This is a genomic window from Streptomyces echinoruber, from assembly GCF_014651135.1.
In the GTDB taxonomy this organism is placed as follows: Bacteria; Actinomycetota; Actinomycetes; order Streptomycetales; family Streptomycetaceae; genus Streptomyces; species Streptomyces echinoruber.
The window spans coordinates 1-742 of the sequence record NZ_BMWH01000099.1 but is presented as its reverse complement, the minus strand read 5'-3'; the positions used below and the strand labels follow the sequence as shown (position 1 = coordinate 742).

The 742-nt window shown below is 71.6% G+C and carries 1 pseudogene; it reads right to left on the bottom strand.

The annotated features are described in order from the left end of the window. Positions 1-149: 149 nt before the first annotated feature. Positions 150-742 (bottom strand): annotated as a pseudogene (locus IE225_RS32730) (AAA family ATPase); the annotation flags it as partial.

The window sequence follows — 742 nt, the reverse complement described above, 5'->3', positions numbered from 1 at the left end:
CGGGGAGACGGTGAGTGTGTCCCGGCGGGTTGTGTGGCGTGGTGACTGTGGCCCGGTTGACCGTGTCCCCTATAGGGACACTGGGACACGGTCATACGGCCGTGCCGCACCGTGGCCCCGATACGGTTGGGTGACGGTGGGCCACGGTCCTACGCTGCGCTGCTGTCTTCTTCGGTGAACGGGCTTATGAGCGTGTGGAGTTGGGCGCCCCGGGGGCCGGGGGTGACGGTGGCGTATCCCTCGTCCACCAAGGCAGCCAGGGCGCGGCGTACGGCGTCCTGTTTGCCAGGGACGCGGTCGAGGACTCCGCGGACGCTGAGCGGCACGCGGGCGGCGGCGAGGGCGTCGGACACCTTGTGCATGAGCGCGGTCGGCCTGAACGGTCCCTCGCGCTCGGCGGGGGCGGGCAGGGACGCGAGGGCGGAGCCGTCGGGCTGTGGCTCGACCACAAAGTCACCGAACCAGTGCAGCGCCCCGCCTGTGCCGGGCAGGGCGTTGCGGCGGACCTGTCCGGGGCGGTCCTTGGCCACCCGTACGCGCGACTTGCCGGTCTGGCCGGGGGCGAGCGGGGTGATGTTCTCCAGCACGAACGCGCACCCGTTGAGGCCGGACAGCTTGTGCTGTGAGCCGGTGGCCCATCGGCCGCGGGTCTCGCGGTCCTTGTTGACGTGGTCGAGCAGCAGTACCGCGGGGCCGTGCTCGGCGAGCCAGCGGGGCAAGATGCGCCAGAACCCGGCAACGT